30 protein-coding genes are annotated in these 25121 nt (G+C 67.5%); 17 read left to right on the plus strand and 13 right to left on the minus strand.

Going from position 1 to position 25121, the window contains the following annotated elements; all coding sequences use genetic code 11:
- Positions 1-21: 21 nt before the first annotated feature.
- The 8 genes from A7G45_RS20970 (at position 22) to A7G45_RS21005 (ending at position 6638) form a co-directional block, all read left to right on the plus strand.
- Positions 22-273, plus strand: a complete 252-nt coding sequence (locus tag A7G45_RS20970; protein ID WP_260940077.1) for an acyl-CoA carboxylase subunit epsilon — start codon at positions 22-24, stop codon at positions 271-273.
- Positions 273-917, plus strand: coding sequence for a Maf family protein (locus A7G45_RS20975; protein ID WP_260940078.1), 645 nt, complete (start codon positions 273-275; stop codon positions 915-917). Before A7G45_RS20970 ends, A7G45_RS20975 begins: the two co-directional genes overlap by 1 nt.
- A gap of 75 nt (positions 918-992) precedes the next feature.
- On the plus strand, positions 993-2306 hold the full coding sequence (locus A7G45_RS20980; protein ID WP_425561504.1) for an NAD(P)/FAD-dependent oxidoreductase: 1314 nt from the start codon (positions 993-995) through the stop codon (positions 2304-2306).
- Complete coding sequence (locus A7G45_RS20985; RefSeq protein ID WP_260940079.1) at positions 2303-3025, plus strand: DUF1365 domain-containing protein; 723 nt, start codon at positions 2303-2305, stop codon at positions 3023-3025. The genes A7G45_RS20980 and A7G45_RS20985 overlap by 4 nt, the downstream gene beginning before the upstream one ends.
- Positions 3022-4311 (plus strand): SAM-dependent methyltransferase, encoded by a 1290-nt coding sequence (locus tag A7G45_RS20990; protein ID WP_260940080.1) that lies wholly within the window; start codon positions 3022-3024, stop codon positions 4309-4311. The genes A7G45_RS20985 and A7G45_RS20990 overlap by 4 nt, the downstream gene beginning before the upstream one ends.
- A complete protein-coding gene (gene sigK / locus A7G45_RS20995) occupies positions 4308-4946 on the plus strand; it encodes an ECF RNA polymerase sigma factor SigK (RefSeq protein WP_260940081.1) in 639 nt (212 codons plus the stop codon). The genes A7G45_RS20990 and sigK overlap by 4 nt, the downstream gene beginning before the upstream one ends.
- The gene (locus tag A7G45_RS21000) at positions 4939-5685 is read left to right on the plus strand and encodes an anti-sigma factor (protein ID WP_260940082.1); all 747 of its coding nucleotides are present in this window, start codon (positions 4939-4941) and stop codon (positions 5683-5685) included. The genes sigK and A7G45_RS21000 overlap by 8 nt, the downstream gene beginning before the upstream one ends.
- Positions 5686-5687: 2 nt before the next feature.
- Entirely contained in the window at positions 5688-6638 is a 951-nt protein-coding gene (locus tag A7G45_RS21005; protein WP_260940083.1) for an SDR family NAD(P)-dependent oxidoreductase, read from the plus strand.
- 15 nt (positions 6639-6653) lie between these two features.
- Here the strand turns inward: A7G45_RS21005 and A7G45_RS21010 are convergent, their stop codons facing one another.
- From A7G45_RS21010 to A7G45_RS21035, 6 genes are all read right to left on the minus strand, one after another.
- The gene (locus tag A7G45_RS21010) at positions 6654-7085 is read right to left on the minus strand and encodes an SRPBCC family protein (RefSeq protein ID WP_260940084.1); all 432 of its coding nucleotides are present in this window, start codon (positions 7083-7085) and stop codon (positions 6654-6656) included.
- Positions 7085-8440, minus strand: a complete 1356-nt coding sequence (locus A7G45_RS21015) for a TIGR01777 family oxidoreductase (RefSeq protein ID WP_260940085.1) — start codon at positions 8438-8440, stop codon at positions 7085-7087. Before A7G45_RS21015 ends, A7G45_RS21010 begins: the two co-directional genes overlap by 1 nt.
- A gap of 127 nt (positions 8441-8567) precedes the next feature.
- Positions 8568-9296, minus strand: coding sequence for a DUF6199 family natural product biosynthesis protein (locus tag A7G45_RS21020; RefSeq protein WP_260940086.1), 729 nt, complete (start codon positions 9294-9296; stop codon positions 8568-8570).
- Positions 9297-9306: 10 nt separating this feature from the next.
- Positions 9307-10065, minus strand: coding sequence for a DUF4333 domain-containing protein (locus tag A7G45_RS21025; RefSeq protein WP_260940087.1), 759 nt, complete (start codon positions 10063-10065; stop codon positions 9307-9309).
- 18 nt (positions 10066-10083) lie between these two features.
- On the minus strand, positions 10084-11064 hold the full coding sequence (locus A7G45_RS21030) for an NAD-dependent epimerase/dehydratase family protein (protein ID WP_260940088.1): 981 nt from the start codon (positions 11062-11064) through the stop codon (positions 10084-10086).
- The gene (locus tag A7G45_RS21035; protein ID WP_043392256.1) at positions 11057-12400 is read right to left on the minus strand and encodes a nucleotide sugar dehydrogenase; all 1344 of its coding nucleotides are present in this window, start codon (positions 12398-12400) and stop codon (positions 11057-11059) included. Before A7G45_RS21035 ends, A7G45_RS21030 begins: the two co-directional genes overlap by 8 nt.
- Positions 12401-12523: 123 nt before the next feature.
- On the opposite strand from A7G45_RS21035, the gene A7G45_RS21040 reads away from it, so the two are divergent.
- Positions 12524-13420 (plus strand): sulfurtransferase, encoded by an 897-nt coding sequence (locus A7G45_RS21040; RefSeq protein WP_260940089.1) that lies wholly within the window; start codon positions 12524-12526, stop codon positions 13418-13420.
- The gene (locus A7G45_RS21045; protein WP_043392251.1) at positions 13417-13833 is read left to right on the plus strand and encodes a SufE family protein; all 417 of its coding nucleotides are present in this window, start codon (positions 13417-13419) and stop codon (positions 13831-13833) included. The genes A7G45_RS21040 and A7G45_RS21045 overlap by 4 nt, the downstream gene beginning before the upstream one ends.
- Positions 13834-13845: 12 nt before the next feature.
- Here A7G45_RS21045 and A7G45_RS21050 read toward each other — a convergent pair whose 3' ends face one another.
- Complete coding sequence (locus A7G45_RS21050) at positions 13846-14577, minus strand: acyltransferase (RefSeq protein ID WP_260940090.1); 732 nt, start codon at positions 14575-14577, stop codon at positions 13846-13848.
- 181 nt (positions 14578-14758) lie between these two features.
- Between A7G45_RS21050 and A7G45_RS21055 the strand changes: the two genes are divergently transcribed.
- The gene (locus A7G45_RS21055; RefSeq protein ID WP_260940091.1) at positions 14759-16558 is read left to right on the plus strand and encodes an acetyl/propionyl/methylcrotonyl-CoA carboxylase subunit alpha; all 1800 of its coding nucleotides are present in this window, start codon (positions 14759-14761) and stop codon (positions 16556-16558) included.
- An 86-nt stretch (positions 16559-16644) separates the two neighbouring features.
- Entirely contained in the window at positions 16645-16962 is a 318-nt protein-coding gene (locus A7G45_RS21060; protein WP_260940092.1) for a hypothetical protein, read from the plus strand.
- 19 nt (positions 16963-16981) lie between these two features.
- On the opposite strand, the gene A7G45_RS21065 is transcribed toward A7G45_RS21060, so the two are convergent.
- The 4 genes from A7G45_RS21065 to A7G45_RS21080 all read right to left on the minus strand — a co-directional run bounded on the left by A7G45_RS21065 (position 16982) and on the right by A7G45_RS21080 (position 18637).
- Positions 16982-17347: a hypothetical protein gene (locus tag A7G45_RS21065; protein WP_071285962.1), complete on the minus strand. Its 366-nt coding sequence runs from the start codon at positions 17345-17347 to the stop codon at positions 16982-16984.
- A gap of 38 nt (positions 17348-17385) precedes the next feature.
- Positions 17386-17697, minus strand: a complete 312-nt coding sequence (locus tag A7G45_RS21070; protein WP_260940114.1) for an ArsR/SmtB family transcription factor — start codon at positions 17695-17697, stop codon at positions 17386-17388.
- A gap of 11 nt (positions 17698-17708) precedes the next feature.
- Positions 17709-18140, minus strand: a complete 432-nt coding sequence (locus tag A7G45_RS21075; protein ID WP_260940093.1) for an SRPBCC family protein — start codon at positions 18138-18140, stop codon at positions 17709-17711.
- A gap of 65 nt (positions 18141-18205) precedes the next feature.
- A complete protein-coding gene (locus tag A7G45_RS21080; protein WP_260940094.1) occupies positions 18206-18637 on the minus strand; it encodes a hypothetical protein in 432 nt (143 codons plus the stop codon).
- Between the two features lie 156 nt (positions 18638-18793).
- Here A7G45_RS21080 and A7G45_RS21085 point away from each other — a divergent pair, with 156 nt between their 5' ends.
- Positions 18794-19096 (plus strand): hypothetical protein, encoded by a 303-nt coding sequence (locus A7G45_RS21085; protein ID WP_260940095.1) that lies wholly within the window; start codon positions 18794-18796, stop codon positions 19094-19096.
- A gap of 64 nt (positions 19097-19160) precedes the next feature.
- The gene (locus tag A7G45_RS21090; RefSeq protein ID WP_260940115.1) at positions 19161-19691 is read left to right on the plus strand and encodes a restriction endonuclease; all 531 of its coding nucleotides are present in this window, start codon (positions 19161-19163) and stop codon (positions 19689-19691) included.
- Here the strand turns inward: A7G45_RS21090 and lat are convergent.
- Both lat and A7G45_RS21100 read right to left on the minus strand, forming a co-directional pair.
- Entirely contained in the window at positions 19677-21008 is a 1332-nt protein-coding gene (gene lat / locus A7G45_RS21095; protein ID WP_260940096.1) for an L-lysine 6-transaminase, read from the minus strand. The two genes, A7G45_RS21090 and lat, sit on opposite strands and share 15 nt — an antisense overlap.
- 49 nt (positions 21009-21057) lie before the next feature.
- Entirely contained in the window at positions 21058-21516 is a 459-nt protein-coding gene (locus tag A7G45_RS21100; RefSeq protein WP_043392230.1) for an Lrp/AsnC family transcriptional regulator, read from the minus strand.
- 27 nt (positions 21517-21543) lie between these two features.
- Between A7G45_RS21100 and hglS the strand changes: the two genes are divergently transcribed.
- The 3 genes from hglS to A7G45_RS21115 are packed head-to-tail and all read left to right on the plus strand — an operon-like array spanning position 21544 to position 25096.
- On the plus strand, positions 21544-22746 hold the full coding sequence (gene hglS / locus A7G45_RS21105; RefSeq protein ID WP_260940097.1) for a 2-oxoadipate dioxygenase/decarboxylase: 1203 nt from the start codon (positions 21544-21546) through the stop codon (positions 22744-22746).
- Positions 22743-24281, plus strand: coding sequence for an L-piperidine-6-carboxylate dehydrogenase (amaB, locus tag A7G45_RS21110; RefSeq protein ID WP_260940098.1), 1539 nt, complete (start codon positions 22743-22745; stop codon positions 24279-24281). The genes hglS and amaB overlap by 4 nt, the downstream gene beginning before the upstream one ends.
- 26 nt (positions 24282-24307) lie before the next feature.
- Entirely contained in the window at positions 24308-25096 is a 789-nt protein-coding gene (locus A7G45_RS21115) for an SDR family oxidoreductase (RefSeq protein WP_260940099.1), read from the plus strand.
- Positions 25097-25121: the final 25 nt, after the last annotated feature.

Here is a 25121-nt window from a genome sequence, read left to right on the forward strand (position 1 = left end):
GGGGCGAACGATTTGGCAGACGTGAGCGCCGACAACGTGTCCGAAGCTGAAGCCGCAGACGCACCCGTGGCGCCGCTGTTCCAGGTCGTCAAGGGCAACCCGTCCGACGAGGAGCTCGCTGCTCTGGTGACGGTGCTGGCCTCGGCCTCCGGCGGCGGTGCCGCCGAGGCAGGCGACCGCAACGACTGGGGCCACCCGGTCTCCAAGCTGCGGTACGCGTACACCAGCTGGCAGCTGGTGACCCTGGTGGAGCGCACCTTCATCCGTCGCTGATGAGGCTCGTCCTCGGCTCGGCCTCCGCCGGCCGGCTCAGCGTGCTGCGCAAGGCCGGTGTCGAACCGGTCGTGCTGGTGTCCGATGTCGACGAGGACGCGATCATCGCGTCTCTCGGCGACGCCGGCCCCGGCGACGTCGTGCAAGCCCTGGCCACAGCCAAGGCACAGCGGGTCGCCGAATCACTCGACCCGGAGCTGTCGTCGGATTGCGTTGTGATCGGCTGCGATTCGATGCTCGAGTTCGACGGCCGACTGACCGGCAAGCCGGGCTCCCCCGATGTGGCACGGCAGCAATGGAATTCGATGGCCGGACGCAGCGCCGTCCTGCATACCGGTCACTGCGTGCTGCGCCTGACCGACGGCAACGTCACCGCCACGGTCAGTGAACTCGGTTCCACCACAGTGCATTTCGGCGAGCCGAGCCCCGCCGACCTGGAGGCCTACCTCGGCACCGGCGAACCGCTGTGGGTGGCGGGCGCGTTCACACTCGACGGCCTGGGCAGCTGGTTCATCGACGGGATCGACGGTGATCCCTCCAACGTCATCGGGCTGAGCCTGCCGCTGCTGCGCCGGATGCTGGCCCAGCTCGGAGCGTCCGTCGCCGAATTGTGGTCGGCGAACAGTCCCGGACCGGCCGAATAGATTTTTCCCGGAATCCACCTATCCGCACCGCAGCCCGCTCCGAATTCCTGGTGACCAACCAGGAGGGACGGCACAGTGCGGCGGATTGCAGTGGTCGGGAGCGGCATATCGGGGCTCACCGCGGCCTGGGTGCTCGCGCGGGACGCCGAAGTCACGCTGTTCGAGGCTCAACCGCGATGCGGTGGCCACGCCCACACCCATGAATTGGCCGCTCGTCACGGCAGCAGCGGCACCGTCGGCGTCGACTCCGGCTTCATCGTGCACAACGACCGGACCTACCCGACCCTGCTTCGCCTGTTCGCCGAACTCGGCGTCCGCACCCAGGAGTCCGACATGTCGATGTCGGTCTGCTGCGAAGGATGCGGCCTGGAGTACGCCGGGGCAAAGGGGCTGACCGGTCTCTTCGCCGCGCCGGGCTCGCTGTTCACCCCGCGCTATCTGCGCATGCTGGCGGAGGTGACGCGCTTCCACCGCCTCGCGCGCGCCGAACTCGCGGCCGGGGTGGCCGACGGCCGGACCCTCGGTGAATTCCTCACGGCAGCAGGGTTTTCCAGCTATTTTATCGCGCATTTCATGGTGCCGTTGGTGGCCGCGGTCTGGTCGTGCCCACCGGACGTCGCGCTCGACTATCCGGTCGGCTACCTGCTGGCGTTTCTCGACCACCACGGGATGTTGACGGTGTTCGGTTCGCCGACCTGGCGCACGGTCACCGGAGGGTCGGCGCGCTACGTCGAGGCGATCACCGCCCGGCTACCGTCGGTGCGCTCCGGGGTGCCCGTGCGCACCGTCACCCGCAACGCGGATGGAGTGACGGTGCGTGACGACGCGGACCGGGTCGAGCAATTCGACGCAGCAGTGATCGCGACGCATCCGAATCAGGCCCTCTCGGTCCTGGACCAACCGACGGCGAACGAGATCGAGATACTCGGCGCGCTGCGGTACTCGATCAATCACACTGCGCTGCACACCGATACGTCGCTGCTACCCCGACGTCCCGGCGCCCGCGCGTCGTGGAACTATCGGATGCCGGCCTGCGACGTGACCGCAGACCAGGTCCTGGTCAGCTACGACCTGACCCGCTTGCAGCGACTCGACGGGAGCGCCGATCGCCGCTTCGTGGTGACCCTGGGCGGCGGCAGTCGGGTCGACCCGAGCCAGGTCATCGCCACCATGCTGTACGACCATCCGCAGTACTCCCCCGCGTTCCGCGCGGCACAGCAGCGCCTGCACACGCTCGGCGATCATCGGCTGGCGTTCGCCGGCGCCTATCACGGCTGGGGTTTTCACGAGGACGGCGCGGTGTCCGGCGTCGTCGCGGCGGAGCGACTCGGCGGCAGGTGGAGCGGTCCGGTGCCGCCGCTGCTCCGTCCAGCGGGGAATGTGGCATGAGCCCACCGCAGATCGTGCGGACCAGCATCCACCACGCTCGCACCGCCCCCGTACGCCACGCGTTCACCTATCGCAGCTACAGCTGGCTGGTCGACCTCGACGCCGTGCCCCAACTACCCCGGCTGCTGCGGCCGCTCGCCGGGTTTCATGCCGCCGACCACGTCGGCGATCCGCACCGGACACTGCGCCAGAACGTCGACTCCTATCTGGACGGACACGGGATCGAACTCGGTGGTGGTCGGGTCCGAATGCTGGCCAACGCCAGGGTTTTCGGCTTCGTGTTCAATCCGCTGACCCTCTACTGGTGCCACGATGCCGGCGGCGCGCTGGTCTGTGTCGTCGCCGAGGTGCACAACACCTACGGCGGGCGGCACCGGTACCTGCTGCGCGTCGATCATCGCGGCGAGGCGAGCGTGCCGAAGGCGTTCTACGTCTCGCCGTTCAACCCGGTGGGTGGCCGGTACGTGCTCCGGGTGCCTGCGCCTTCGCATGACCGGCTCAGCGTCGCGATCACGCTGCGCGACACGTCCGGCGCGGTCGTCCTCACCGCCAGCTGGGCAGGGTCGATCCACCCCGCCCGCCCAGCAACCGTTTTGACCACCGCACTGGCAGCGCCGCTGGCGCCGCTGCTGGTCGCCGCACGCATCCGCTGGCAAGGCCTGCGCCTCTGGGCGCGCGGCCTGCCCCTGCATCCCCGCCCCCAGGAGGCCGCCCTATGACGAATCAGCTCCACGACGGTGCCGCGTACGATCCGTTCCTGCCGGCCAGGTGGACCGAAATCGCCCAGGTGCCAGGCGGTCTGCGCACCAGGCTGGGTGCTCCCGTCGCCCGCGCGTTGTTCCGGGGCGCCGTACGGGACCTGCCGCTGCGCGTCGAATACCCGGACGGCACCGTACAGGGTGCGGCCGGAGCGGCAGACCCGGCTGCACCGCGAATGTTGTTGCACCGCCCCGATGATTTCTTCGGCCGGATCGCGAACAGTGGTCTGATCGGCTTCGGCGAGGCGTACATGGTCGGCGACTGGTCGGCGCCCGAGCTCACCGCCGTACTGACCGCGCTGGCGTCGCGCATCGACACGGTCGTACCGGCCATGTTCCAGGGACTGCGTACTGTTCTCCTGCCCCGGACACCCCGCAACCACCGCGGGGCGCGCCCGGACACCCGCGCGAACATCGCGCATCACTACGACCTGTCCAACGAGTTCTTCAGCATGTTCCTCGATCCGACGCTGACCTACTCGTGTGCGCTGTTCGGCACCGTCGACCCACCGCCGGCCTGGCGCGATCTGAAGTCCGCGCAGCACCGCAAGATCGACCGGCTGCTCGATGCCACCGGCGTCGGGTTCGGCACACGCCTGCTCGAAATCGGCACCGGCTGGGGCGAATTGGCGATCCGCGCCGCGCAGCGTGGAGCACACGTGCACACCGTGACACTGTCGCGCGAGCAACAACTGCTGGCCCGGGAGCGCATCGCCGCGGCAGGGCTGTCGGACCGGATCACCGTCGAGTTGTGCGATTACCGCGACATCACCGGCACCTATGACGCGATCATCTCCATCGAGATGATCGAGGCCGTCGGGTATCGCTACCTACCCGCCTACCTGCGCACGCTCGACAGCCTCCTCGATGTCGACGGACGCATCGGCCTACAGCTGATCACCATGCCGCACAAGCGCATGCTGGCTTCCCGCGACACCTACACCTGGGTGCACAAGTACATTTTCCCGGGCGGGTTCCTGCCGTCGGTGAAGCTCATCGAACGCTCGATCGCGGCGCACACCGCGCTCCGGATCACCGACCGCCATTCGTTCGGGCCGCATTACGCCCACACCCTGAGACTGTGGCTGCAGCGATTCACGGCCAACAGCGCCGGCGCCGACGCACTGGGGTTCGACCGGGTTTTCCGGCGGATGTGGCGCTTCTACCTCGCCTACTCCGAAGCCGGCTTCGCTTCCGGTTACCTGGACCTGCACCAGCTGGTGCTGCAGCCGGAGGCACGATCGTGAGCACGCCGTCCGGATCCGACAGGTTGCGCAGGACCGACACGACTCCCGCGCGGCTGTGCGACGATGCCCAGATGGAGGCCGAGCCGGACCGCGCCGCACTCCTGGCCGCGATCGCCGACGGCGACGGCGCGGCTTTCACCGAGTTCTACGACCTGACCTCTGCGCGCGTTCATGGGCTTGCCTATCGCGTCGTACGTAACCAGGTGCTGGCCGAGGACGTCGTACAGGAGGTGTTCCTCCAGGTGTGGACGACGGCGGCGCGGCAATACGATCCCGCGCTCGCCAGCCCGATGGGCTGGCTGCTGACCTTGACCCATCGTCGCAGCGTCGATCGGGTGCGCTCCGAGCAGTCGGCCGCGGACCGCAATCACGTCTACGGCGTATCGAGCCTCGGCCGGGAACACGATGCCGTCGCCGACGAGGTCGCACAGCGACTCGACGAACAAGAGGTTGCCGACTGTCTCGATGGACTGACCACCGTCCAGCGTGAAGCCATCGGCCTGGCGTACTACAGCGGCAACACCTACCGGGAGGTCGCCGAACACCTCGACGTCACGCTCCCCACCATCAAGGCCCGTATCCGCGACGGACTGATCCGCCTGAAGAATTGCCTGGGGGTGGGCACCGATGCCTGACAGCTACACCGACGACGAACAGCAATTGCTCGATCTGGCCTACGTGTACGCACTCGATGCGGTGTCCGAAGCCGAACGCTCGGATATCGCCGGTCGCCTCGGTGCGGTCGCGCCACACACCGCACAGGAATTCGCCCGGATCGTCGGCGACGCCCAGGAGACCATGGCACTGGTCACCGCCGGCGACGCCCTGCCGCCATCCCCCGAGCTGCGCACGCGCATCCTGCAGGCGATCGGTATCCAGTCGGCAGGCGACGGTTCAGATGAACTGGCGCTCAGGCGCGTTCGACAACGGCGGCTGATCCTGCGGGTGGTGGCAGCCGCCGCCGCGGTCTGCGCGATCGTCATCGGCACGACGGTGGTCGCCGAACGGTTCACGAATCACCCGGCGCAGCAGACGGTTTCGCAGGTGCTGGCCAACCCCGACATCCGCACGTTCTCCGCTGCGGTCGCGGGCGGCACCATCACGCTCAGCGCCTCACAACAGGCGAACGCCGTCGTCGTGGCCATGTCCAATGTGCCTGCGCCACCGGCAGGTCACGTCTATCAGATGTGGTTCATCCCGGCGTCCGGAGCACCGCGGTCCGCCGGCACCATGAGCGCGGACACCATGCCGCCGCCCGGCGGCGAGGTGATACCGGCGCTGAACTCGGCCGCCAAGGTGGCCGTGACCGTCGAGCCCGGAACAGGATCGAGCCAACCGACGAGCACACCGGTGGTCGTCGTCTCGCTGACCTGATCATGACTGCTGAGGGATTGTTCGACCAGCTGCTGGACCGTACCGTGGTGCTCGGCTATTCGCGTGTGGGTTTGGCCGTGCGGCAACGGTTCTGGCCGGCGCCCGGCCTGCCGTCAGACGCACTCTCCGGCCGCACAGTGCTGGTCACCGGCGCGAATTCGGGCATCGGCAAAGCCATTTCCACCCAACTAGCGGGACTCGGCGCGACAGTGTTGATGACGGTGCGCGACCGGGCCCGCGGGGAGGCCGCGCGACGCGACGTACTCGCCGCCGTGCGGGACGCCGACATCGTGGTCGAGGTGTGCGACGTATCGCACCTGGCCGCGGTCCGCACGTTCGCCGGCGATCTGTTGCGCCGGCGTCCACGCCTGGACACGGTGATCCACAACGCCGGGGTGATGCCGGAACACCGGACCGAAAGCGCTGAGGGGCATGAGCTTTCGTTGGCCACCCATGTGCTGGGTCCGGTGTTGCTGACCGAACTCCTGCTACCCGCGCTGGCCGCGGCGCCAGACCCACGCGCCGTGCTGATGTCCTCGGGCGGCATGTACACCCAGCCGCTTGCGGTCGACGACATCGAATACCGGCAGGGGCACTACCGCGGCGCGACGGCCTATGCCCGCAGTAAGCGCATCCAGGTCGCATTGACTCCACTGTTGGCGCAGCGCTGGTCCGGCGTGATGGTGGCCGCCATGCATCCCGGCTGGGCGGACACACCAGGCGTGGCTCAGTCGCTGCCCGGGTTCCGCCGGCTGACGCGGCCGATCCTGCGTACCTCCGAGCAGGCCGCCGACACCGCGGTCTGGCTGACGGCGACCGACCCGACGCCGCCGTCGGGACAGTTCTGGCACGACCGCCGGATCCGTCCCACGCACTATCTGCCCACCACGCACCACGCCGATGCGGAGCTGGACGAGGTGTGGCGGTACTGCACCGCCGCCATCGGTCTGTGAGGACTTGTCGCGCAATCAGATCCGTGCGAGTTCGCGGCGAAGGCCACGCGCCCCGTCGTCGAGTAGGTGCGCCACCGCCAGTTGGAGCAGCGGTTCGAGCCACCGCAGCCAACCTTGGAACGCAAACCTGATCCGGTAGGTGACCTCAGTTCCGTCGGCATGCGGGGTCACGGTGATGGTGTCCCGAGCGATCAGGTACTGGTTGACCCCGCGCAGTTCGATCGACCGCCCCGGCGTCATGCTGGTCACCTCGTACGTGATTTCCGACGTGCGGCCGGCGAAGCGCGACGTGTTGACGTAGCGCGTGCCCACCCCGCCGTCGCCGGCGATGCGTTCAGTGCGCACGGTGGCGGGGTCCCACTGCTGCGTGGTGGTGAAGTCCGCCAGGTACGCGAAGACGGCGTCGGCCGGCGCATCGACCACCAATTGTCGCTGTGCGTCGATCATCAGGCCGCCTTTCCCAACTGATGGCGCAGGCACTGTTCCAGGTCCGGGCGCCGGAAGTGGTGCCCGGCATCGATGAGCTTGGCGGGAACCACCCGCTGGCTCGCCATGGCGAGCTCACGGGTGCCCTGACTGCCGAGCAGTAGCGCCGGGCCCGCCTCCGGCACGGGCAGCACGGCTGGACGGTGCAGCACCCCGGCCAGCGACCGCGTGTAGTCGGCATTGCGGACCGGTTGTGGCGCAACCGCATTTACCGCACCGGACAATCCCGCATCGACGAGCGCACGGTGATACACGTCGATCAGATCGTCGATGTCGATCCACGACAGCCACTGCCGACCGTCCCCCAAGGGTCCACCCAGCCCCGCGGCGAACAACGGCCGCATCAGGTGCAACGTGCCGCCGCGCGGCGTCTGCACGATCCCGGTGCGGACGGTGACCACGCGCAGTCCGGCAGCGACCGCCGGGGCCGTCGCCGCTTCCCAGTCGGCGACGACGTCGGCCAGGAATCCGTCGCCCCGGTGTGCCGACTCGTCGAGTTGCTCGTCGGCCCGGTCATGCCCGTACCACCCGATCGCCGACGCGCTGACGAAGACCGACGGTCCGTCGGTCGCCCGCGCGGCACACTCGGCCAGCCGCCGGGTCGGCTCAATCCTGCTGTCGCGCACCGTCTTCTTGTGCCCTTCGGTGAATCGTCCGGCAATCGACGCGCCGGCGAGGTGCACCACGGCATCGATCCCGTCGAGCAGTTGCTCGGCGGGCGACTCGGGATTCCAGCGACGTTCGGTGTCGTCTCGCGGCTCATGGCGGACCAGCCTTATCACCCGGTAGCCACCAGTCGTCAGGAAGGCGGTCAGCGCGCTGCCGATCAATCCCGACGCCCCGGTCACCGCCACCGACCCGGGTCGGTCACCGTGCTCACTCGCCCATCGGTGGGCGGCCAGATCGTCGCTCAGCTGGCGGTGCCGATACTGGAACGTCGGCCGCAGCAGCCGCCCGGGCACCGGTGTGTCGACGCGATCGGTGATTCGGGTACGCCCGTCGCCGACCGTGTCGAAACGATGTTCATGCCGCCAATGCCCGATCAGACCCGTTGGCAGCGAACGCAATCCGCCCCGGCTCAATTCGTCGACGAAGCGGGCGGGTGGGGCGTAGTGATCGGGATTGTGTTGCGCGTGCCAGCGCAGCCCGCCGGGCAGGCCCAGTACCGCGCACCCGTCGGCCAGCGACGCCGCTTCCGCGACGACGCTCATCGGCTGCCACGGCGGCAGCATCCGGTGGATGGCACCCGGCCGTGCGTGCCAGGCGAACACGTCGTCGCGGGGTGCGTCGACAACACTGCTGTACTCGATCCCCATGAAACCTCCGAGTCGATTCGGCTTCGAGTGGGATTCGGCGCCACCCGCCCGTCGGATGGGTCTGGGATACCCGTGGCGGGGCGCCAGGAAACGGCGGATCAGTGAATCCTGCTGGCTGACAGCCGATTCACCGGTGTGGCACGGCGTCCAGTTTGGGCACGGGGTTGGCCGGTCCAGCTGGGGTGAGAACGGTCCCGTTCACGTCGACGATCGGTGCGTCGGTCACGAGTCCGGCAGCCGAACGGCCGTAAACGCGTCCAGAACCGATCACCGCGTTGGCTGCCAGATTGTCGACCGTGCAGGCGTCGGAGGCGCTGGTGTCCTGCTGCGGGATATCGGGGGCCCAACTCAACTCGGCGCGCACCGATATCGGCCCACCGTCGGTGGGCCGAGGGCCGTTGACCGCGGTGAGGCATTGGTACCGACCACGTCGCAACGGGCCGGCGAAGTCGCGCAGATCGGCTGGATTCGCACCCTTAGGTTGCAAGAAGTACACCTCGTACGACGATGACCCATCGCCCCGATAGCCGATGATCGGCAGCCGCCCCCGGTCGACCGGCGGCGGTGGCTGATAGGCCTGCACCTCCTGTTCCCATTGAGCCTTCTGATATTGCTCGTCTTCGAGCTTCTTTTGATCCCTTGCCGTTGACCACACCGTTGCCGCCAGACCGATTGATGCGGCGACGATCACGAAGCCACCGATCGCAGACATTCCATATGCGGTGTCGCTGGGCTCATTGGCATCGGGGTTCTTGTACTTCCATGACTTTGTGGCCCACCACATCTGCCGCGGTTTGACCAGCATGAGCGTGCCGATCGGAATACCGATCAGCAGGATGAGTAGAGCCAACCCCACCCGCGCGAGCCTAATTCACCGGCTTGTAGCTGAACGACACCTTGCCGTCGGCGACGTCGGTGACCTTCAGGGTGTAGTCGCGGCTCTGCCCGCCGACGAGTGCGGTGCACTGCTGGGTCGCCCCGACCTTGCTGTCCACATCTCCGGCGCACTTGACGGTGCCCGCGCTCTGGCCCAGTTGCGCCGCGAGGGAACTCTCCGCAACGGACTTCTCCAGTACCGGCGTCAGGCCGTAATTCATTGCAAGCCCGGCTACTTCGCTCACGATGGCGGTACGCCGGCTGGTGAAACCAGCAGCGGTGATGTCGCACAAGGCCACCGCACCCTGCTTGCCCTCGAGCCCCGACAGGCACACCACGGCATCGGGTGCGGACTTGCGCGCCCGGGTCACCATGTCGGCCACAGCCGCCTCCAACTGGGGCTTGGAGACGGCCGGGGTCATCGAATAACTGACCTTGCCGCCGTCGACCCCCGACACGGTGATGGTCGGCTGAATACCGTAGGCCGGCGACATCGTGACATCGCAGCGCGTGCTCTGCCCGACACGGGCGATGAGGCCGCGCTCGCAGATCACCGCCTGGGGCGGCTGGCTGGTGAAGGCGTCGTGGATCGCCCGCTCCAGTGATGCCTTGTCCACCATCGGCAACTGCGCCGACGGCTTGGCCTGGGTGGCTTCCTGGTCCGGGCGGGTCAGGCTGTAGACCAGCGCCGCGAGCCCGGTGAGGAGCAGCCCAGCGATGACGACCAGTGCCAAGATGCGCGCCCTCATGCCGCCATTCTGCCTGGGCTACATCAAGTCATTTGCGGGCACGTCATTTCGGTGCTCGCGGTACCACGCCACCGTGCGGGCCAGTCCGTCGTCCAGGGCCACCTGCGGCGACCAGCCCAGCGCCCGCATCTTCGAGATGTCCGGGCACCGGCGCGGCGTGCCACCGGCCTGCAATTCGCCGGGCTTGATCTCGAGCTCGACCCCGACGGCCCGGCCGATCCGGGTCGCCAGCTCCCGGACGCTGAGTTCCTCGTCGCTGCCGATGTGGTAAACCTCGCGGTGCCCGCCGTTTTCGTACATCGTCAAGATGCCCTGGACGATGTCGTCGACGTAGCAGAACGAGCGTGTCTCGCTGCCGTCACCCTGGATCGGGAACACCGGGTCGCCGGCTTCCTGGCAGCCCAGCGCCCGCAGGATGAACTGCGGCTCGACGTGCTTCCACCCCATGTTGGGACCGAACACGTTGTGCGGCCGGAAGACCTGCACCTGCCGGTAGTGGTCCTGCCCGTAGTTGAAGGCGATCAGCTCGCTGACGATCTTGCCGCCGCCGTAGGAGTACCGGGGATTGAGGCTGTCGGGCAGCATCAGCGGGATGGTCTCGGGCGTCGGGATGATCGCGGGTGTCTGGTACACCTCGGCGGTCGAGGCGACGATGAGGTCCGGCACCCCCGCGGCGCGGCCGGCGTTGGTCACCGCGAGCGCGCCGCGCAGGCCGACGTCGAGCACCAGTTCCGGTTGCTTGTAGAAGTTCTCGGTGCCGTTGATGGCGGCCAGGTGCATGACGACCTCGGCGCCGGCGAACGCCTTCTCCAGGGCGTCCTGGTCGCGGACGTCGCACGTGAAAAGCTCGACGTCCGAGGCGACTTCGGCGAAGCGGCTCGCATCGCCGCGGACCATGGAGTCCACCACCGCGACCTGCCAACCGTCCCGGACCAGTCGCTTGACCAGGTAGGCACCGATGAATCCGCCACCGCCGGTGACCACGACCCGCTTAGACACGCTCGACGACCTTTCCGCTGCGGCCCACGGCGAAGTAGCTGTCGCCCAGTTCGGTGGACGGCAGGTGGCTGTAGTGGTTCCAGTAGTCGAAGACGAAACCGTCGGGGCTAATGAACTCGCTGATGGTGCGCGGCGAGATGGTGCCCAGCGACGGGTGGTTGTTACCGAGGACGACGACGTCCGCGCCACTCACCGCGTCACCGAACCGTTTGTAGATCGTGTGCCCCGGGAATGCTTCGGCCAGCACGTCATTCGGCGTGACAGGGTCGTAGACCCCGATCTCGGCATCCGGGTGCGCAGCCTTCAATTCGCCAAGCACCTTGATGGACATCGACCCGCGCAGATCGCTGGTCTCGGGCTGGCCCTTGAACGCCATGCCCAGCAGGTTGATCTTCAGCGGCCCTTCGGCACCCAGCTTCCGGCGCGCGATCTCGCTGCTGATGAAGCGCACGGTCTCGGCGGGCTGGCGCTCGTTGACCAGGCGGCCGGCGGCGGTGATGTCCAGCGTGACGCCACGTTCGCGCACGCTCTCCATCAGGATGTGCGGGTCCTTCTCCAGGCACGGCCCGCCGACCAGACCCGGCAACGGGATGTTGGTGCGGTTGTATCCGAGCTTGCCCGCCGAGATCACCTCGTAGGCGCTCACGCCGAACGCATCGCAGATCCGGGCGACTTCGTTGGCGAACGCGAACTGCACATCACGGAAGGTGTTGCTCACCAGCTTGATGATCTCGGCGGTCTCGATATCGGAGACCAACACGATCGAGCTGGTGAGCTTGCGGAACACCGCGGCGGCACGGTCGGCGACCGCCGGGTCGTCGGCGCCGACGATCTGCGGCAGCTCACGCAATTCCTGCAGCGCCTTGCCCTCCAGGGTGCGCTCGGGGCACATCGCGATGTCGAAGCTCTTGCCGCTGGCGGCCAGCTGCGGCGCCACCACGTCGCGGGTGGTGCCGACCTTGACCGTCGACCGCAGGATGACGAGCGCGCCGTCCTGCATGTTGCCGGCGATGTCGCGGGCCGCCGCCTCGATCATGTCGACGCGGGCCACGCCGTCCGCCGACAACGGGGTGCCGACGGTGATGATGTACGTGTCGCACGAGAAGCTGTCGTCAAATGCGGTGACGGCCTTCAGTTTCCCGAATCGGGTGACGCCCTCGAGGGCGTCGGGCAAGCCGGTCTCGGTGAAATGCGGCAAACCCTGATTGGTCATTTCGACCAATTCTTGACGGGTCTCGATTCCGATTACGGAGTTTCCGGCTTCCGCGAGCACGGTGGCCAGCGTCAGCCCCACATATCCCAGGCCGATGATTCCGACGTCGTATTTCTCTGGCAAATCCTCAATCCCTCCAGTCAGCCCTGTGGGAGACGGCTGTTTTCATACCGCAGCGGCTCTCGCGCAAACAAGTTTCGACCTTACGGGTCTGCGGCGCATTTCGGGCCTAGGTACGCTCACAGTGTGCCGCTGCCCGCAGACCCGCATCCCGCTTTCTCCACCTATGCGCATCCCGATCGCCTGGTGACCGCCGACTGGCTGTCAGGCAACATCGGACGCGCCGGTTTGGTCATCGTCGAATCCGACGAAGATGTCCTGCTTTACGACACCGGCCACATCCCCGGTGCGGTGAAGATCGACTGGCATACCGACCTCAATGACCCGCATGTCCGCGATTACATCGACGGCGCGCAGTTCGCCGCGCTGATGGATCGCAAGGGCATCAGCCGGGACGACACCGTGGTGATCTACGGCGACAAGAGCAACTGGTGGGCGGCCTACGCGCTGTGGGTGTTCACCCTCTTCGGGCACCCCGATGTCCGCCTGCTCGACGGTGGCCGCGATCTGTGGATCACCAACGGCCGGGACACCACCTTGGACGTCCCGAGCAAGCAGACCACGGGTTACCCGGTGGTCGAGCGCAACGACGCTCCGATCCGCGCTTTCAAGAATGATGTCCTCGCCATCCTCGGCAAAGAGCCGCTGATCGACGTGCGCTCGCCGCAGGAGTACACCGGCGAGCGCACCCACATGCCCGACTACCCGGAGGAGGGTGCGCTGCGCGGCGGCCACATCCCCACCGCGCGGTCCATCCCGTGGGCAAAGGCCGTCGACGACAGTGGCCGCTTCCGCAGCCGCGCCGAACTCGACGACCTGTACGGCTTCATCTCCCCCGACGACAAGGCCGTCGCCTACTGCCGCATCGGCGAGCGCTCCAGCCACACCTGGTTCGTGCTGACGCATCTGATCGGCCTGCCTGCCGTCCGCAACTACGACGGTTCGTGGACCGAATGGGGCAACGCGGTGCGGGTGCCGGTGGCTGTTGGTGAGGAACCGGGGCCGGCGCCGGGCCCCGCATGACCGTACCCGCGGCCCTGGCCGAGGTGGTGTCGGATTTCGCCGACGTCCAGGGACAGGACAAGCTGGCGCTGCTGCTGGAGTTCGCCAACGAACTCCCGCCGCTGCCGTCGTCGCTCGAAGAAGCCTCGATGGAGCCGGTGCCGGAGTGCCAGTCGCCGTTGTTCCTGCATGTCGATGCGCAGGACCCCGAGCACGTGCGGCTGTATTTCAGCGCGCCGGCCGAAGCACCGACGACGCGGGGTTTCGCGGCCATCCTCGCGGCCGGCCTGGACGGCCTGCCGGCGTCCGACATCTTGGCGGTGCCCGACGATTTCTACGCCGATCTGGGGCTGGCCAAGCTGATCAGCCCGCTGCGCCTGCGGGGTATGTCAGCGATGCTGACGCGGATCAAGCGCCGCCTGCGCGACGCCTGATCCGGGTACGGCTCAGAAGAACGGCAGCTTGAACTTGCCGCTGTAGTGCAGCGCGTCCGGGTTGCGCTGCCCGATGATCTTGCCGGGCACGCCGCCGACGATGCCGAACGGCGGCACCTCCTTGTTCACCACGGTGTGTGCGGCGACGACGGCGCCGCGGCCGAGCAGGCACGGCAGGATCATGGCGCGAGTCGCGATCCACACGTGGTCGTCGATCACGATGGGGTCCGGCGGGTTGGGTGCCGGCACGAAGTTCGGGTGATTGATGTCGTGCCCGCCGGCGATGATGTGCGTGTCGCTGGCGATGACGACGTCGTTGCCGATCGCGATGCCCGCGCGCGCGTCCAGCAGGCAGCGGAAGCCGATCGAGACCCGGTCACCGATCACCAGGTAGGGAATGGACCAGACGCTGGTGCCGCGGTTGATCGCGGTGTCCTTGCCGATCTTGGCCCCGAACAGCCGGAGATAGCCCAGCCGGATGAAATGGAACGGGATGTGGGTGACGACCGAGCTGTAGAACAGGGCGGCATAGGTGTCCCGGATGCGGTGCCACAGGGTCTCCCCTGGCAACTCGTGCTTGAGGATGTTGCCGTCCTCGTCGGTCACCCACTGCATCTTCGGTGGGATGCGGACGTTCGGGTTGACCGCCCTTTTACGTGCGATCAATTCCGGGTCTGATGCCTGCGGCTCGACGAACAACGGTGTCCCCTTACTCGCGGCTCCCTGGCGGGACCGGTGCCGCATCAGTATTGCTCAAGCCGTCGGACGCGGCAGAAAGTGCCGGTGAAACCGGTCGATTCGGCGATTTCTAAGAAAATCTCCTAACGACCCGCTACCCGAATCGGGGATCCACCTGCATTGGCCTTACACTGCACCCGATACATTCTTAAAGACATTTCTTAGAGAACCGCCGTCAGGAGGCACTGTGGCCAACCACGCCAGTTCCAAGATCTCCAAGGTGCTAGTCGCCAACCGTGGAGAGATTGCCGTCCGGGTCATCCGGGCTGCCAAGGACGCCGGACTGGCCAGCGTCGCCGTTTACGCGGAGCCGGATGCCGATGCGCCGCACGTGCGGCTCGCCGACGAGGCCTTCGCGCTGGGCGGCCAGACCTCGGCCGAGTCGTACCTGGTCTTCGACAAGATTCTGGATGCCGCTGCCAAGTCGGGCGCCAACGCGATCCACCCGGGTTACGGCTTCCTTTCCGAGAACGCCGACTTCGCCCAGGCCGTCCTCGACGCCGGCCTGATCTGGATCGGGCCCAGCCCGCAGTCGATCCGCGACCTCGGTGACAAGGTCACCGCGCGCCACATCGCTGCCAAGGCCAACGCTCCGCTGGTCCCCGGTACCTCGGATCCGGTCAAGGACGCCGACGAGATCCTGGCCTTCGCCAAGGAGTTCGGCCTGCCGATCGCCATCAAGGCCGCCTTCGGTGGTGGTGGCCGCGGTATGAAGGTCGCCCGCACCATCGAAGAAATCCCCGAGCTGTTCGACTCGGCCACCCGTGAGGCCGTCGCCGCCTTCGGCCGTGGAGAGTGCTTCGTCGAGCGTTACCTGGACAAGCCGCGCCACGTCGAGGCTCAGGTCATCGCCGATACGCACGGCAACGTCGTCGTCGCCGGTACCCGCGACTGCTCGCTGCAGCGCCGCTTCCAGAAGCTGGTCGAGGAGGCCCCCGCGCCGTTCCTGACCGACGCCCAGCGCAAGGAAATCCACGAGTCCGCCAAGCGCATCTGCAAGGAAGCCGGCTACTACGGCGCGGGCACCGTTGAGTACCTGGTCGGCCAGGACGGCCTGATCAGCTTCCTCGAGGTCAACACCCGTCTGCAGGTGGAACACCCGGTCACCGAGGAGACCGCGGGCGTCGACCTCGTGCTGCAGCAGTTCAAGATCGCCAACGGCGAGGCCCTGGACATCACCGAGGACCCGACCCCGCGCGGCCACTCGTTCGAGTTCCGGATCAACGGCGAGGACGCCGGTCGCGGCTTCCTGCCGGCCCCCGGCCCCGTCTCGAAGTTCGAGGCCCCGACCGGCCCCGGCGTCCGCATGGACTCGGGTGTCGAGACCGGTTCGGTCATCGGCGGCCAGTTCGACTCGATGCTGGCCAAGCTGATCGTCACCGGCGCCACCCGCGACGAGGCCCTGGCCCGCTCGCGTCGTGCGCTGGCGGAGTTCAACGTCGAGGGTCTGGCCACGGTCATCCCGTTCCACCGCGCCGTGGTCTCCGACCCGGCCTTCATCGGTGACGGCGAGAAGTTCGACGTGCACACCCGCTGGATCGAGACCGAGTGGGACAACACGGTCGAGCCGTTCACCGGTGGCGAGCCGCTGGACGACGAGGACGCCACCCCGCGTCAGAAGGTCGTCGTCGAGGTCGGTGGCCGTCGCGTCGAGGTGTCGCTGCCCGGTGACCTGGCCATCGGTGGTGGCGCCGGTGGCGCAGCCACCGGCGCGATCAAGAAGAAGCCGAAGCCGCGCAAGCGTGGCGCTGCGGGCGGCAAGGCCGCCTCGGGTGACTCCGTCACCGCGCCGATGCAGGGCACCGTCGTGAAGGTCGCCGTCGAGGAGGGCCAGCAGGTCTCCGCGGGTGACCTGATCGTGGTGCTGGAGGCCATGAAGATGGAGAACCCGGTGACGGCCCACAAGGACGGCACCGTGACCGGCCTGTCGGTCGAGGCCGGCGCCGCCATCACGCAGGGCACCGTCATCGCCGAGCTGAAGGACTAGTTCTTTCTATCCGCCGAGCGGCCAGTTATCGCACGCTTTTCCCTGAAATCCGTGCCATAGCTGGCCACTCGGCGGACTTTTTTCTTATGGAACCCATCGAGATCAACTCCGGCGCCTGGTATCTGCGCGCCCTGCGCGCCGATGAGCGGATGGACGACCGGCCGTCCCTGGCGGATTTGGGCGAGCACTCCCCCGATCACGTGGAAACCCGCACGGCGCAATGGGAATCCGACACGTTGTACTCGTGGGCGGTGTGCGAGCCGACGACCGGCGAGTTGCTCGCCGAGATCACCCTGGACCCCGCCACGCGGGAGATTTCCGCGCGGACCCGCGCCGGGTTCGACGAAGCCGCCGCAACGGGAGTCGAGTCCGTGCGCCGCTTCGCCGCCGCGATGCTCGGCTAGGAAGTCGCGCCGAACAATCTCAGGCGAACAGCAGCACCGGCAGGCTCATCGTCAACACGATGGACATCAGCAGCAACAGGAACCATCCGGCGCCCTGCCAGGCCCACCAGACCTGATTGTCGCGCCAGGCCCGATAGGTCCGGACGAAGGCCCACACGCCGCTGCCGAACAGGAACAGCGGACCGGCCAGTGCCAGCACCGTTCGGTAGGGCTTTGAATACACCCAGGCGCACTCCGTCGTATCAATACCGTGGCAGTGCCGGACCCAGACGGCGGCCAGCACCATGAACCCGACCCCGAGGCTCCCCATCACCAGACCGAATCGCGCGGCCTCGTGCACGCTGGGATCGTCGTCGCGGAACTGGTCAGTTGTCGGACTGAGCATCGATATCACCGCCAACCCCAGTATGCGCTCGCCCGCCACTAGGGCGCCAGCGGCCCCTCGGCAATCCGCTTGATCGCGGCCAGTCGCCGATCCCATTGCCTGCCAATGGTTTCCAGCTCGTTGCCCAGCGCGCTGAGCTTGGCACCCAGCGCCTGATAGCGAATCTCTCGGCCCACTTTGACGGGCTCGACCAACCCCGCGTCGGCCAGCACCGTCAAATGCTTGGCAATGGCCTGCCGGCTCACGGGCAACCGGCCCGCCAGTGCGCTCGCGGACAGGTCATCGGCCCCCAGCTCGGTCAGGATCCGCCACCGGGTCTCGTCGGCGAGCACCGCCAACACCGCCGGCATGTGGGTGTCGGTCACACCGACACTCGCAGGTATTCCACCAGGTCGTCGAGTTCGGCCGCCCAGCCACCGGTGTTCTCGGCCTGCGCGGTCTGCGGGTCGGCGAGGTTCTCAAAGCCCGTCTCGCACAGGTCAAGTCGAGTGCCGCCCTCGATCTCGGTCAGCTCGAAGCGAACGACGGTGGAGTTCTCGGGAGTCGGATCGGCGTCGGCCTCGCGGTGCGCCCACCGATAGACCAGGGTGTGCGGCGCGTCGGCGCTTTCGACCACGACGCGGAACTTGCCGTGGGCGTTCCAGCCGAAAAACCCGGTGCCACCCGGGATCGCCTCGAGTTCCGCTTCGTCGCCGAACCATTGCGCGATGAGCTCGGCTTTGGTCAGCGCATCCCAGACGCGCTGGATCGGAGCGTTGATGTCGATGGTGCGAGTGATGTCCAGCGTGTCCATGATTCCCCTTCGAGCGGCGTTGTGTGCAACTCAAGAGTTGCACAACCCTGCTCGTACTGCAACCGTCAGATTGCAGTTTGTGCGACGCGGCGCTCCCGCAGCAACATCAGCCCGATGGTGCCGAAGACCAGGTTGGCGGCGATCTCCAGAATCGCGGTCACCCACGAGAACGTCGTCACCCGCGCCCACGGCGGCGCATTGATGAAGCTGTCGCTGAAGAATCCCCATTTCGGCAGCAGATGTGCCGCAGTGAATCCCACCGCGCCGGCATAGCCGATCCCGACGGCAGCGAGCGGCGCCCACCTGTTCCGCTTGAACACCAAGGCGATCGTCACAGCTGCGAGGATCAGCTGCAACGTGCCGCCCACCATCACCGCCGGGGGGATGACGTCCATCCCCCGCCTCAGATGATCGGCGCCGTGCAGCACCAGCGCGACCGCCAAAAAGCCTGCAGCCCAATCGAAGTTACGTTGCCAATTCCTGGCATCACCAGTCATCCGGATCACCTCTACTACGGAGAGTAGTAGTCATGTGATGTCGTGTAAAGCCCTGATTGGTATCCGCCCCGGACCGACGGCGCCTACACTCAGCAGTTGTCGAGGTACCACACAGCAAACAACCAAATCTGCGCCATCCACCCCCAGGAGTCCGCCATGACTTCCCCAGCGCGCGTCATCGTTTCAATCCCAGCCGCCATCGCGTGTATTGCCGTGGCCGGCGCACCAGTTGCCTCCGCTGATCGGAACGGTTACCTGGCCTGCATGAAAGAGGGAGTCAAGAGCTTCACCAGCTGCTGCATCGACAACGGCGGTGGCTATGCCTGGGACCCGGCGCATGAGCCGTATCCGCACTGCAGCTGGTCGGCCAGCGTGTCACCGAATCAAGGCGACACCCCGCCGCCGACCAAGGCTCCGGTCACGGTGCCGCAGGCACCCGCGCCAGGCCGGTCCAGCTGACCTGGTTGCCCACCGGCACAGAGCATTTCGCCCGAAATCCGCGGGCTACGATTCTGGCGTGCGGATGAAACTCTTGGGCGCGGCAGGGCTTTTCGCCGGCGGCGCGGCGTATCTGCACGGCTGGACGTGGCCGCCGGCGCTGGCCGTGGCCGTCGGCGTCCCGTTACTGCTCGCCGCCATCCCGCACATCGTCGCCGGAATGCGCACCCCGAGCGGCCGCGAGGACCCCGTGCACGACATGTCCGGCACCGAATTCGAGGACTACGTCGCACGTATCGCCCGGTCCTGCGGTGTGCCCGTCATCATGACCGAGCTGTCCGGGGACTGGGGCGTCGATCTGATCGTCGGGACACGCCCCAATCGCCTTGCCATTCAATGCAAGAGATTGTCCCGGCCCGTGGGCCCCGGTGCCGTCCAGGAGGTGGTCGCCGGCGCTCCCATGCAGGACTGCGCGCACACCATGGTGGTCACCAACAACGATTTCACCGCAGCCGCACGGAAATTGGCCGAACTGCACGACTGCACCCTGGTCAGCGGCACCGAGCTGACTCGGCTCCGCGGGTTGATCCGGCAGCAGGTTCTAGAGCGTCCGTAGCACTTCCCGCACCGCCTGGACAGCTTCGTCGATCTCGGCCCGCGACACTGTCAGCGCCGGGCGGAACCGCACCGAGTCGACACCACTGGCCAGCAGAATGACATGTCGCTCCCAGAGCCGCCGGATCGCCTCGTCACGCTGCGCGGCCGACGGCATGCTGAACGCGCACATCAGCCCGCGGCCGCGCGGGTCGAGTACCAGATCAGGAAATTCGCTTGCCAGACAACGCAGCTGGCCGACCAGGTACCACCCCATCCGCACGGCGTTCCCGATCAGCCCGTCGGCCTCGATGACCTCGAGAATGCGGCGGGCCCGCACCATGTCGGTGAGGTTGCCACCCCAGGTGGAGTTGATCCGTGAGCTGACCCGGAAGACGTTGTCGGCGACGTCGTCGACGTGTCCGCCCGCCATCACCCCGCACACCTGGGCCTTCTTGCCGAAGGCCACCACGTCGGGCGTGACACCCAATTGCTGGTAGGCCCAGGGGGTTCCGGTCATCCCGACGCCCGTCTGCACCTCGTCGAAGATCAAGAGCGCGTCATACTCGACGCACAAATCCCGCATTGCGGCGAAGAACTCGGCCCGCAGGTGCCGATCGCCGCCTTCACCCTGGATCGGCTCGGCGATGAAGCAGGCGATGTCGTGCGGGTACGCCTCGAAAGCCGCCCGGGCCTGCCGCAGCGATTCCTGTTCCAGCGCAACGATATCCACGCCCGGGGCCACCACGGGCGCGTCGATACGCGGCCAGTCGAACTTCGGGAAGCGGGCCACCTTGTTGGGGTCGGTGTTGGTCAGCGACATGGTGTACCCGCTGCGGCCGTGGAAGGCGCCGCGCAAGTGCAGCACCCGGGTGCCCAGCGCGGGGTCGATCCCGCGGGATTCGTTGAGCCGGCTCTTCCAGTCGAATGCGACCTTGAGCGCGTTCTCCACCGCCAGTGCACCACCGTCGACGAAGAACAGGTGCGGCAGCGCCGGGTCACCCAGCACGCGCGCGAACGTCTGCACGAAGCGCGCCATCGGCACCGAGTACACATCCGAGTTGCTCGGCTTGTTCACCGCCGCCTGCGCGAGCTCGGCCCGGAAGGCCGGGTCGGTCAACGCCGGATGGTTCATCCCCAGCGCCGACGACGCGAAGAACGTGAACATATCGAGATACCGGCTGCCGTCACGCGCGTCGACGAGATAGGAGCCACCGGAGCGGTCGAGATCGAGAACGAGGTCCAAACCGTCGGTCAGGATGCTGCGCCCCAGAACGTCACGAACGTCGCGGGCGCTGTCCGCCGACAGCCCATCACCAGAAGTCAGAACAGCGGTCATGCCGCCATCCTAACGCAATATTTACAGTTTGTTCGACCTCAAACAGGAACTATTCCGGTAGCGACACCTGATCATCGTAAAAAGTCTGTAAGATGATGGTGCTTCGAGTGCGTACGTTGGCGACGGTCCGGATCCGCTGCAGCAGGCCTTCCAGCGCCCGCGCCGAGGCAACACGCACCACCAGCACGTAGCTCTCTTCGCCGGCGACCGAGTGGCAGGACTCGATTTCGGTGAAGGACTGCAGCCGCGCCGGGGCATCATCAGGTTGGGAAGGATCGAGTGGGGTGATCGCGACGAACGCCGACAGCATGTGGCCGACGGCCTCGGGGTTGATCCGTGCGGTGTACCCGATGATCACGCCGCGAGATTCCAGCCTGCGCACCCGTGACTGCACCGCCGACACCGACAGGCCCGCCGCCGTCGCCAGGTGCGCCAACGTCGCCCGGCCGTCGGCTATCAGCTCCCGCACCAGGATTCGATCGACGTCGTCCAGCTCCGCTTCGGCCATGGCCGGAGATTACCCCCAGGCACAGCCATGACAGTTCAGACATGGGAGCTGCGCGCCGCGTTCGCCGCCGCGCTGTCGCGCATGTACGGCGCCGAGGTACCCGCCTACACCACACTCGTGGACGTCAGCACGGCCGTGAACCGGGACTGCGCCACCGACGGTCGGCTCGGTTCCCTCGACCGGGTCACCGCGGAACGGCACGGCGCGATCCGGGTCGGCAGCCGGGCCGAACTCGCTGACGTCGCAGACCTTTTCGCGGCTTTCGGCATGTACCCGGTTGGCTTCTATGACCTGCGCGAGGCCGCCTCGCCCGTGCCAGTGGTCTCCACCGCGTTCCGTCCCATCGAGGCAGACGAGCTGGACCGCAACCCGTTTCGGGTCTTCACCTCGATGCTGGCCACCGATGACGCCCGCTTCTTCTCCTCCGACCTGCGGACTCGCGTACAACGGTTCGTCGGGCAGCGTCAGCTGTTCGACCCGGCATTGATCGCGCAGGCCCGTCGCATCGCCGTCGACGGCTGCCCGACGGCCGATGCCGGCGAGTTCGTCCGCCGCTGCGCCGGGGCGTTCTCGTTGTCCCGTACACCGATCGACAAGGCCTGGTACGACGAGCTCAGCGACATCTCCGCCGTCGCCGCCGACATCGCCGGCGTCAGCACCACCCACATCAATCACCTGACGCCGCGCGTGCTCGACATCGATGAGCTGTACCGCCGGATGACAGCCCTCGGTATCACCATGATTGATGCGATCCAGGGGCCGCCCCGCACCGACGGACCGCCGGTCCTGTTGCGGCAGACGTCGTTTCGGGCCCTGGCCGAGCCGCGCACGTTCCGCGCCCCGGACGGCACCGTGTTCGACGGGAGTCTGCGGGTGCGTTTCGGCGAAGTCGAGGCACGTGGGGTGGCGCTGACCCGCGCGGGCCGGGAACGCTACGACGCCGCCATGGCCGACCGCGAACATTGGGACCGGTACTTCCCCGCCACCGATGCCGAGATGGCGGCTCAAGGCCTGGCCTACTACCGCGCCGGCGATCCCGCGAAACCCGTTGTCTACGAGGACTTCCTGCCGGCGTCCGCCGCAGGCATCTTCCGCTCGAACCTCGACAGCGAGACGCGGGCCAGCGACGCGGTCGCCGACCCCGCCCATTACAGCCTCGACTGGATGGCCGGCGCCATCGGCCATCACATCCATGACCCTTACGACCTCTACGAGAAAGCGGCATCATGACTTCCGTGCAGACACTGTTGCCCACCGCAGACCAGCTCCGGGACCGCGTGCGAACCGCGCTACAGGCCGTGGGAGCGCACGTCACCCTGGGCGAACCCGGCGCCCAGGGCTTGCACGCCAGCACACCCATCACCGGTGAGGTCCTGTTCACCATCGCGGAGAGCACGCGCGACGAGACAGATGTCGCGATCGCCGAAGCAGCACAGGCCTTCTCCACGTGGCGCACCACCCCGGCACCGGTGCGCGGCGCGCTAGTGGCCCGCCTAGGCGAGCTGCTCATCGAGCACAAGGCCGATCTGGGCACCCTGGTGACCATCGAGGCCGGCAAGATCACCTCGGAAGCCCTCGGCGAGGTGCAGGAGATGATCGATGTCTGCCAGTTCGCGGTCGGCCTGTCCCGACAGCTCTACGGCAAGACGATCGCCTCCGAACGCCCCGGGCACCGGCTCATGGAGAACTGGCATCCGCTTGGCGTCGTCGGCGTCATCACCGCGTTCAACTTCCCCGTCGCGGTGTGGGCCTGGAACACCGCCATCGCGCTCGTGTGCGGCGACACCGTGGTGTGGAAGCCCTCCGAGCTGACCCCGCTGACCGCCGTCGCCTGTCAGGCGCTGCTGGAGCGCGCCGCGGCTGATGTCGGGGCGCCCGGCGCGGTGTCGCGGTTGGTGCTGGGCGGCCGCGAGATCGGCGAGCAGCTGGTCGACGATCCCCGCGTCGCACTGCTGAGTGCGACGGGGTCGGTGCGGATGGGTCAGCAGATCGGCCCGCGCGTGGCCGAGCGATTCGGGAAGGTGCTGCTGGAGCTCGGCGGCAACAACGCGACCATCGTCACGCCGTCGGCCGACCTGGACCTGGCGGTGCGGGGCATCGTGTTCGCCGCGGCCGGCACCGCCGGCCAGCGGTGCACCACACTGCGCCGGGTCATCGCACACAGCAGCGTGGCCGACACGTTGGTGCAGCGCATCGTCACCGCGTACCAGAGCCTTCCGGTGGGCGACCCCTCCGCCGACGGCACCCTGATCGGGCCGCTGATCCATGAGCGGTCCTACCGCGACATGGTCGGCGCGCTGGAGCAAGCTCGCGCCGAGGGCGGCGAGGTCACCGGCGGCGAGCGCGTTCAATTGCACCCCAGCTCCTACTACGTCACACCGGCGGTGGTGCGGATGCCCGGGCAGACGGCGATCGTGCACCAGGAGACGTTCGCGCCCATCCTGTACGTCCTGACCTACGACACCCTCGAGGAGGCCATCGCCCTCAACAACGCGGTGCCACAGGGCCTTTCGTCGGCGATCTTCACCACCGACATCCGGGAGGCCGAGCGGTTCATGGCCGCCGACGGGTCCGACTGCGGCATCGCCAACGTCAACATCGGCACGTCGGGCGCGGAGATCGGCGGGGCATTCGGCGGCGAGAAGCAGACCGGCGGCGGTCGCGAATCCGGCTCGGATTCCTGGCAGGCCTACATGCGCCGGGCCACCAACACCGTCAACTACTCGTCCGATCTGCCTCTGGCTCAAGGAGTTCAGTTCGGCTGAGCCCGCGATGCGGTAGACATGAGCCCGTGAAGATCGAAGGTGCGGTGGCAGTGGTCACCGGGGCGGGTTCGGGCATCGGCAGGTCCATCGCGACGGCGCTGGCCGCCGCGGGTGCATCCGTGGTGGCCGGCGACATCAACGCCGAAGCCGCCGCCGAGACGGCCGCCGGCTTCGGGGGTGTCGGCGTCGGCGCCGACGCGTCGTCGGTGGCCGGCATCGCGGCGCTGCTCGACGCGGCCCGCGAGGCGTACGGGCCGGTGGACATCTACGTCGCCAACGCCGGCATCACCGGGGAACCGGGACTCGGCGACGACGAAGCCGCGTGGGACCGCATCATCGACATCAACCTGCGCGGCCACATCCGCGCCGCCAAAGCTGTTGTGCCCGAATGGGTTGAGCGCGGCACCGGACACTTCGTCGCCGTGGCTTCGGCCGCCGGCCTGCTCACCCAACTCGGCGCGGCCGGGTATAGCGTGACCAAGCACGCCGCTGTCGGCTTCGCGGAGTGGCTGACCATCACTTACGGCGACCAGGGCATCGGCGTCAGCTGCGTCTGCCCGATGGGCGTGGACACTCCACTGCTGCGGGGGATGACCGACTCCCCCGACGCCGCTATTCGGGTCGCCGGCAACGCCGTGACCCACGCCGGCAACGTCGTCGGGCCCGATGACGTCGCCACCCTGGTGGTCGGTGCCATCGAGGACGGGACGTTCCTGGTACTGCCCCATCCCGAGGTGCTGGAGATGTACCGCCACAAAAGCGCCGACTACGACCGCTGGATCGCCGGCATGCGCCGCTACCAGCGCACCCTCTGACCTGCGATTTGTGCACGAAGCACGA

The sequence above is a fragment of the Mycolicibacterium llatzerense genome, assembly GCF_025331195.1.
GTDB lineage: Bacteria > Actinomycetota > Actinomycetes > Mycobacteriales > Mycobacteriaceae > Mycobacterium > Mycobacterium llatzerense.

Bases quoted from the DNA above. Each gene is read 5' to 3' on its own strand.
- A7G45_RS21015 (WP_260940085.1), bottom strand. From the start codon at position 8,440: ATGGGGATCGAGTACAGCAGTGTTGTCGACGCACCCCGCGACGACGTG.
- A7G45_RS21025 (WP_260940087.1), bottom strand. From the start codon at position 10,065: ATGAGGGCGCGCATCTTGGCACTGGTCGTCATCGCTGGGCTGCTCCTC.
- A7G45_RS21100 (WP_043392230.1), bottom strand. From the start codon at position 21,516: ATGGCCGAAGCGGAGCTGGACGACGTCGATCGAATCCTGGTGCGGGAG.
- A7G45_RS21070 (WP_260940114.1), bottom strand. From the start codon at position 17,697: ATGCCGGCGGTGTTGGCGGTGCTCGCCGACGAGACCCGGTGGCGGATC.
- lat (WP_260940096.1), bottom strand. From the start codon at position 21,008: ATGACCGCTGTTCTGACTTCTGGTGATGGGCTGTCGGCGGACAGCGCC.
- A7G45_RS21065 (WP_071285962.1), bottom strand. From the start codon at position 17,347: ATGCTCAGTCCGACAACTGACCAGTTCCGCGACGACGATCCCAGCGTG.
- A7G45_RS21050 (WP_260940090.1), bottom strand. From the start codon at position 14,577: ATGCGGCACCGGTCCCGCCAGGGAGCCGCGAGTAAGGGGACACCGTTG.
- A7G45_RS21080 (WP_260940094.1), bottom strand. From the start codon at position 18,637: ATGACTGGTGATGCCAGGAATTGGCAACGTAACTTCGATTGGGCTGCA.
- A7G45_RS21045 (WP_043392251.1), top strand. From the start codon at position 13,417: ATGACCGTACCCGCGGCCCTGGCCGAGGTGGTGTCGGATTTCGCCGAC.
- A7G45_RS21090 (WP_260940115.1), top strand. From the start codon at position 19,161: ATGAAACTCTTGGGCGCGGCAGGGCTTTTCGCCGGCGGCGCGGCGTAT.
- hglS (WP_260940097.1), top strand. From the start codon at position 21,544: ATGACAGTTCAGACATGGGAGCTGCGCGCCGCGTTCGCCGCCGCGCTG.
- A7G45_RS20975 (WP_260940078.1), top strand. From the start codon at position 273: ATGAGGCTCGTCCTCGGCTCGGCCTCCGCCGGCCGGCTCAGCGTGCTG.
- A7G45_RS21000 (WP_260940082.1), top strand. From the start codon at position 4,939: ATGCCTGACAGCTACACCGACGACGAACAGCAATTGCTCGATCTGGCC.
- A7G45_RS20985 (WP_260940079.1), top strand. From the start codon at position 2,303: ATGAGCCCACCGCAGATCGTGCGGACCAGCATCCACCACGCTCGCACC.
- A7G45_RS20990 (WP_260940080.1), top strand. From the start codon at position 3,022: ATGACGAATCAGCTCCACGACGGTGCCGCGTACGATCCGTTCCTGCCG.
- A7G45_RS21060 (WP_260940092.1), top strand. From the start codon at position 16,645: ATGGAACCCATCGAGATCAACTCCGGCGCCTGGTATCTGCGCGCCCTG.
- amaB (WP_260940098.1), top strand. From the start codon at position 22,743: ATGACTTCCGTGCAGACACTGTTGCCCACCGCAGACCAGCTCCGGGAC.
- A7G45_RS21075 (WP_260940093.1), bottom strand. From the start codon at position 18,140: ATGGACACGCTGGACATCACTCGCACCATCGACATCAACGCTCCGATC.
- A7G45_RS21010 (WP_260940084.1), bottom strand. From the start codon at position 7,085: ATGATCGACGCACAGCGACAATTGGTGGTCGATGCGCCGGCCGACGCC.
- A7G45_RS21085 (WP_260940095.1), top strand. From the start codon at position 18,794: ATGACTTCCCCAGCGCGCGTCATCGTTTCAATCCCAGCCGCCATCGCG.
- A7G45_RS21005 (WP_260940083.1), top strand. From the start codon at position 5,688: ATGACTGCTGAGGGATTGTTCGACCAGCTGCTGGACCGTACCGTGGTG.